Source organism: Echinicola pacifica DSM 19836 (genome assembly GCF_000373245.1).
Lineage (GTDB): Bacteria > Bacteroidota > Bacteroidia > Cytophagales > Cyclobacteriaceae > Echinicola > Echinicola pacifica.
This window is the reverse complement of the sequence record NZ_KB890758.1, coordinates 185,478-191,967: the sequence shown is the minus strand read 5'-3', so window position 1 is coordinate 191,967 and position 6,490 is coordinate 185,478. Positions and strand designations below refer to the sequence as shown.

Sequence of the window (6,490 nt, the reverse complement as noted above, 5' to 3'; positions counted from 1 at the left end):
CAAGACACTGTAGGGTTACAGTTAAAAATTATAGGAAGCAAGTTGACTTACAAATCAATTAATGACTGACGAGACATATAATTTAATCTTAGGACTCTTGCTTATGTCTCTTGGAGTCNTCATTTTGATTTTTAAATCACGGAATCCATTAAAAAAAGATGAAAACGAATTTGGTAAAGCAGCGCACTATCAGTTTATAATTCTAGGAATCTTTTTAATAGTGATTGGAATAATAATGATATGACGAAAAGAAAAGCCGAAACGCCATCATTGGCTATGAGCAAGCGGGCGGAAAGTGCTAAATTGAAAGTGATTACCTTAAATAAACCTTGGTCGTGGCGGACTGNTAATCGGGTTTTAATGCCCGCCTGCTCTTAGCCTTGACCGTTAGGCGTCATTGAAAGCAACCACAAACAGATTTCTCAAATTCTATTTTCAAGCTAAAAAATGAAAATAAATTTGCGAAACCGAATGATTGCATATATGTTTGCAACCGATTAGTTTCGCAATTTAATAAAACAGAAAAATGAGAAAATTAAAATTACAAGTCCAAATGACCATAGACGGGTTTATTTCGGGACAAAATGGAGAAATGGATTGGATGAAGTTTCCTTGGACAGAAGACATTTTAAACTATGTACGAGAGATTACTGAACCGGTGGACACAATAGTTTTAGGAAGAAAATTGGCAGAAGGCTTTATTCCACATTGGGCAAATGTTGCCAAAGATCCCAGTAATCCGGAATATGAAGGCGGAGTTAAATACGCTTCAACTCAAAAAATTGTATTTACTAAAACACTTGACAAATCAATTTGGGATAACACGGAAATTGCAAAAGGCGAATTGGTTGAAGAAATAACCAATTTAAAGAATAAGGAAGGTAAAGACATTATTGCATATGGTGGAGGTGAGTTCGTTTCTGGACTAATTAAAAACAAGCTTATTGACGAGTTTCATTTGTTTGTAAATCCTTCTGCAATTGGAAATGGTATGCCTATTTTTAAAGAATTGACTGAAATGCAAAAATTTGAAGTAACAGATGTCCGCCATTTTGAATGTGGAATTGTTACTTTGATTTACAAACCAAGCTAATATGCGAAGAGATATTTTCCAAGCAATTGCAGACCCAACGAGAAGAGCAATAATTACACTTATTGCTCTTCAATCTATGACACCAAATGCTATAGCTGAACATTTTGACACTTCAAGACAAGCGATTTCAAAGCATTTAAGAATATTGACAGAATGTGAGTTGGTACAACAAAAACAGGAAGGACGAGAAATTTATTACCAATTAGAAATAAATAAAATGAAAGAATTAGATAAATGGCTTGAGCAATTCAGGGCAATTTGGGAAGATAGATTTAATGAATTGGACAATGTTTTGGTAAACCTTAAAAAGAAAAAATAAGAATGGATTTAGCATTTGACTTTACAGTAAACAAAGACAATAATACAATTACAGTAAAACGAGAATTTAACGCAAAAGTGTCATTGGTTTGGGATGCTTATACAATAAGTGAAATCTTAGAACAATGGTGGGCACCAAAACCTTGGAACGCAAAAACGAAATCAATGGATTTTAATGAAGGTGGGCATTGGCATTATGCTATGTGCGGACCAGCAGGTGAACAACATTGGGCATATACCACCTATGAAATAATTGATTTTCAAAAAATGTTCACTGGCATTGACAGCTTTGCAGACGAAAATGCAGTAATTAATACAGAACTACCTCAATCCAAATGGGAAGTTTATTTTAAGGACAATGTAGAAAAGACATACGTGACAACTCAAATTTCATATGAAAGTTTGGAGCAACTTGAAACCATAATTAAAATGGGCTTCAAGAAAGGTTACACTTTGGCAATGGAAAGCTTGGACGAAATATTAATTAATCAAAAAAAAGAAAGAATAAAAACAACGAACGCCTAACAATGTGTATAGTGCATAGCACCCTGCGGGATGCTACGACACCATACACTAACCGTTATGCGTAATTAAAAATGACAGACCTACAGACAATATCTTGGATTTTTTTAGCAACCGCTTTGGCGACCAACACTAAGCCGACAGACATTAGTGGAATTTCTTCAGTTGCAGACGGAATTAATCACGCTGTTCCGACTCAAAAAGAATTACAAACATCCATTTCTTGGCTTGCAAGACAAGGACTAATAATTAAACAGGGGAAAAACTACGAATTGACTATAACGGGGAAACTTGAATATGAAACAGCATCAAAGAATACCCATACAATAATGAAAATTTGGGAGAAAATAGAACTAAATCTTAACAGCTATGGCTGTTCCTAACTGCTTAAATAATTGGACTGGTTTTGTTGCCTAAACTAGTAACAAAATCAGCGAAAACTTTTAATTGAGCAGTTGGATCAAAAGCTTCAACCTTTTTCTGAAACTAGCAGGTTCTTAAAATAATGTCAATTATTACTCAAGGAGAACTTGATGAATTTGAGCAATTATACATTGAAAGCGCAGTCGAATGGACTATCCATAAAAACTTCAAACTTGAAAAAGTTTTAACTGAAAAGTTTAATAAAGACTTACTCAAAAAAGTATGGTAATGGGCAGGCGAATTTAGAAAGACCCGAAAAAACATTTGAATTCAGTGGACCCAAATTGGGGTTGAATTTAAATAGTTACTGGACGACACTAAATATTGGATAGAAAACAAAACTTTTTCGCCTGAAGAAATAGCTTTAAGATTTAAACATCGCATAGTATCCCTTCCTTGTTTTCCAAATGGAAATGGAAGACAGTCTAGAATGATGGGTTACCTAATTATGGAATCGATATTTGGGAATGAACTTTAGACAAATTGGAGGTAAAAAAGAAAACCCCTGATCTAGAAGGCCTGAGCATTCTGTATCAAGGGTTTCCAAGGGGTATAAAAGTAGGGGCAAGCAATTTGCACCTATTATAAAATCAAATTAATTGACAAAGGTGATGGCATGGCCAGGCTTCCCTGCACGGCCTGTACGGCCAATACGGTGGATATAGCTGTCCATGGTCATCGGCATTTGGTAATTGATGACATGACTCACATCCGCCACATCGATCCCTCTAGCGGCCACATCAGTAGCTACCAAGACCCTGATATCGCCAGATTTGAAATCCTTGAGGATCTTATTTCTGAAATTCTGGGACTTATCACCATGAATCTGTCCGGCAGTAATGCCCGATTTGATGAGTTTCTTGGCGATACGATCGGCTAGTCTTTTGGTTTCGGTGAAGAGGATGATTTTCTCCATATCCGGATTTTTGAAGAGTTTCATCAGCACTTCAAATTTGTCATCGTCCTCAGCGACTTTGATTGTCTCCTGCTCAATATATTGATGCGGAGATCCGCCAGTATCTACTTTGATCTCTACTGGATCTTGCAATAAGCCAGAAATCAATTGCTTTTGGCCAGGATCTAATGTTGCAGAGAACAGCATGGTCTGGTCTCTAGGACCGATTAGCTTGACCAGTTTCTTTACATCATTGACAAAGCCCATGTCCAGCATTCGGTCAAATTCATCCAAAACCAAGGTGTTGGTTCTTCTAAGGTCCAGCGCTCGCTGAGCTGCCAGATCCAGCAGACGCCCTGGAGTCCCTATGATCAGATGTGCTTTCTTCTTCAATTGCTGCAAGTTCCCATTGATATTAGTGCCACCAATAAAAGTGGAGGAACGAAGCTGCATGCCTTTGGTCAGGCTGACAAACTCCTCACCAATCTGAATCGCCAGTTCCCGCGTAGGAGCTACGACCAAAGCGGAGAAATTTCCCGGATCTTGCAGGGCATGAAGGATGATGGGGATTAGGAAAGCGGCAGTTTTTCCAGAGCCTGTTCTAGAAATAGCCATGATATCTCTACCTTCCAATAATGGCGGAATCGCCTGCTCCTGGATGATGGTAAGCGACTCATAGCCTTTCAAGTCAATATTTTTTTGTAAGCGGGAATCCAACTTTAGATCGCTAAACAAAGAGTCCGTATGGAAGCCTTCCTGGCGTCCTTCCTGTGCTTTTTGCACAAGCATTTTGGGATCTAAAGAAGATACTCGTTTGTTTTTGGCTTGTTGCGGCCGGCCTTGTTGGGGTCTGCCTTGTTGAGGTCTGCCTTGCTTTTGTGGAGTATCAGAAGTGGATTTATTTTTTTTTCTATAATATGTCATGATTGAATTCTAATATAAATGAAATAGGGGTGTTTACATTCAGGCTAATGATAAGCCGTGAAATACCGGGATAAGGTAATGTGATGTTTAAGAGGGTAGAATACAGCAAATGTGTTTGCTAAAGTTGATTTAATTCATCTACAAAGCAGCAGTCCGTGATAAATTAAAAATTGGAACAACAGATTTAGAACCTGTTAGGAGAGGGTTTCAGCGGCGCTACTTAGGCAGTGATATGAACATTGATGATATTTTGGTAGTAAATTTTTGTCAAAAGCCATGAGACTTCGCCATAAAGGTAGGAAAAGTAATTGATTCTATAAGGTAGAGGCCTATATTATTTTGTTTGGCCCCAGGGATAAGGTCCACTAAAAGTTAATCATTAGATCCGGAAAATAGAATCTATGGATAGTGGTAGATCTGCCTTGATTTTATATGGGGGAAGTAAATTATTGCAGTATGTTTGTTTTTTTTTTGGCCTAAAGTGTAGAAAAAACTGGATTTGTTGAGGTTGTTTTGCTGGCTTTTTTTCTCTTTATAAATGAATGGCGCAAACTGCCTCTTACTAAAAATGAAAAAGTCCCAAAATAACAAGTCAAAATCTACCAGTACTGAGGTGTTGTATATGCAGCACAGCCAAGTGATGGTGGTTTATACCGAGAAAACGGACCGGGAGATTTGGGCGTCCTTTAAAGAGGGCGAGGAGACTGCCTTCAATTTTATTTATAGGAAGTATGTGGGCGACTTATACAATTATGGCATGCAAGTCTGCCATGAGGACGAGTGGGTCCGGGATTGCCTCCAATCGATGTTTGTGGATATCCGTAAGCGCCGGAAGCGGCTAGGAGATGTGACGAGCATCAAAGGATACCTGTTTACGATTTTTCACAGGGAGCTATTTAAGTTGATCAAGGCCAGAAGAAAAGGTAATGAGCCATTCGTATCCATGGACGGCGGGGAGCAATTCTATATAGAGGCCTCGCACGAGACCAAATTAATCGCAGAGGAGTTTAGCGATGAGCGCAAAAAAGAAATAGAAATAGCCCTAAACCAGCTATCGCAGCGCGAAAGACAAGCCATTATTCTACTGTATCAGGAGGATCTATCCTATAAGGAAATAGCAGCCATTATGGATTTTAAGGAAGTGAAAACTGCCCGAACGCTCGTGTACCGGGCGATGGGAAAATTAAAAGGAATATTTAAGGTCTAATGGGCATGGCCTCTGAGCTGCTGCCCTTGATGATGGATAATATATGAAATACGACGAATTTGATATTGAAGATTTTCTGAATGATGAGTTCTTTATCCAATGGGTGAAGCACCCGGGGGATGAGACGGATCATTTTTGGATTAAATGGGTTGCAGAGCATCCTGAAAAAATCCAGCTGATCCAAAAAGCCCGGCAGATTATTCTTTTTGTGGACTATAAGGACAAGAGTTTTTTGTCTGATAAAGCCTATACTGATTTGTATGAAAACATTGTACAGAAAAGTGAGGAGCCTGAATCTGGCAAAGGAACCCGCTTTCATTGGAGCTCCTGGCATAAGGTTGCGGCGATACTGCTGGTGGTTTTTTCCAGCTTTTACTGTATCCGTTATTTTGTGACTAGCGAGCAGCATCCTTCCTCGCCTTCCCCGGGGATTATTGTGAAATGTAATCCTGCAGGCCAAAAGAGTTCCTTTAAACTTCCCGACGGGACGGTCGTCATCCTAAACGCCTCTAGCAAGCTGGAATATCCGGAGGATTTTTCTTCCGAAACCCGCGAGCTGAGCCTTAGCGGAGAAGCATTTTTCTGTGTCAAAGAAGATAAATCCAGGCCCTTCATCATTCATACCGATCAGGATGAAGTACGCGTACTCGGCACCACCTTCAATGTGTCTAACCACCAGAATCAACTGGCGATCGCCTTGGTCGAAGGCAGCCTGGCCTTGAAAGAAGCCTCGGGAAAAGAAACGACCATCCGCCCCAAAGAGCTGTTGGTGAAGGATGCTTATGGGCAGCTAAGGTCTTCCATATATGATCCCGTGGAAGTGCTGGGATGGAAGGATAAAACGCTGGTTTTCAAGGATGACTCGTTTTTGCAGCTGGTGGACAAGCTGGAGCGCTGGTACGGAGTGAAAATCAGTGCTGAGATGGAGCTAGACAGTCTGTGGTCCTATTCGGGGATTTATCAGGATAAGTCTCTGGAATATGTCCTGGATGGAATCAGTATTGCCTCAGAATTTACCTATAAAATTGACCAAAAAAACATAACAATAACTAACCCAAAACAACAGTAAGCCATGATGAAGTTTTACAAAAATACTAGCTGAAAGTAA

At 39.5% G+C, this 6,490-nt stretch carries 7 protein-coding genes; 6 read left to right on the top strand and 1 reads right to left on the bottom strand.

Annotation, left to right across the window (positions count from 1 at the left end):
* Positions 1–526 precede the first annotated feature (526 nt).
* The 4 genes from B050_RS0120430 to B050_RS0120415 all read left to right on the top strand — a co-directional run bounded on the left by B050_RS0120430 (position 527) and on the right by B050_RS0120415 (position 2,316).
* On the top strand, positions 527–1,093 hold the full coding sequence (locus B050_RS0120430) for a dihydrofolate reductase family protein (RefSeq protein ID WP_018475821.1): 567 nt from the start codon (positions 527–529) through the stop codon (positions 1,091–1,093).
* Position 1,094: 1 nt separating this feature from the next.
* Positions 1,095–1,412: an ArsR/SmtB family transcription factor gene (locus B050_RS0120425; protein ID WP_018475820.1), complete on the top strand. Its 318-nt coding sequence runs from the start codon at positions 1,095–1,097 to the stop codon at positions 1,410–1,412.
* Positions 1,413–1,414: 2 nt separating this feature from the next.
* Positions 1,415–1,936: an SRPBCC family protein gene (locus tag B050_RS0120420; protein WP_018475819.1), complete on the top strand. Its 522-nt coding sequence runs from the start codon at positions 1,415–1,417 to the stop codon at positions 1,934–1,936.
* A gap of 71 nt (positions 1,937–2,007) precedes the next feature.
* Positions 2,008–2,316, top strand: a complete 309-nt coding sequence (locus B050_RS0120415; RefSeq protein WP_018475818.1) for a hypothetical protein — start codon at positions 2,008–2,010, stop codon at positions 2,314–2,316.
* A gap of 635 nt (positions 2,317–2,951) precedes the next feature.
* Here B050_RS0120415 and B050_RS0120405 read toward each other — a convergent pair.
* Positions 2,952–4,175, bottom strand: a complete 1,224-nt coding sequence (locus B050_RS0120405; protein WP_018475816.1) for a DEAD/DEAH box helicase — start codon at positions 4,173–4,175, stop codon at positions 2,952–2,954.
* Positions 4,176–4,743: 568 nt separating this feature from the next.
* On the opposite strand from B050_RS0120405, the gene B050_RS0120400 reads away from it, so the two are divergent.
* Complete coding sequence (locus B050_RS0120400) at positions 4,744–5,382, top strand: RNA polymerase sigma factor (protein ID WP_157492923.1); 639 nt, start codon at positions 4,744–4,746, stop codon at positions 5,380–5,382.
* Between the two features lie 43 nt (positions 5,383–5,425).
* Positions 5,426–6,451, top strand: a complete 1,026-nt coding sequence (locus B050_RS0120395; RefSeq protein WP_018475814.1) for a FecR family protein — start codon at positions 5,426–5,428, stop codon at positions 6,449–6,451.
* The last annotated feature ends 39 nt before the right edge of the window (positions 6,452–6,490 follow it).

What these genes read in the sequence shown, in the direction of transcription:
- B050_RS0120430 (WP_018475821.1), top strand. Translation starts at nt 527, where the DNA reads ATGAGAAAATTAAAATTACAAGTCCAAATGACCATAGACGGGTTTATT.
- B050_RS0120425 (WP_018475820.1), top strand. Translation starts at nt 1,095, where the DNA reads ATGCGAAGAGATATTTTCCAAGCAATTGCAGACCCAACGAGAAGAGCA.
- B050_RS0120420 (WP_018475819.1), top strand. Translation starts at nt 1,415, where the DNA reads ATGGATTTAGCATTTGACTTTACAGTAAACAAAGACAATAATACAATT.
- B050_RS0120415 (WP_018475818.1), top strand. Translation starts at nt 2,008, where the DNA reads ATGACAGACCTACAGACAATATCTTGGATTTTTTTAGCAACCGCTTTG.
- B050_RS0120405 (WP_018475816.1), bottom strand. Translation starts at nt 4,175, where the DNA reads ATGACATATTATAGAAAAAAAAATAAATCCACTTCTGATACTCCACAA.
- B050_RS0120400 (WP_157492923.1), top strand. Translation starts at nt 4,744, where the DNA reads ATGAAAAAGTCCCAAAATAACAAGTCAAAATCTACCAGTACTGAGGTG.
- B050_RS0120395 (WP_018475814.1), top strand. Translation starts at nt 5,426, where the DNA reads ATGAAATACGACGAATTTGATATTGAAGATTTTCTGAATGATGAGTTC.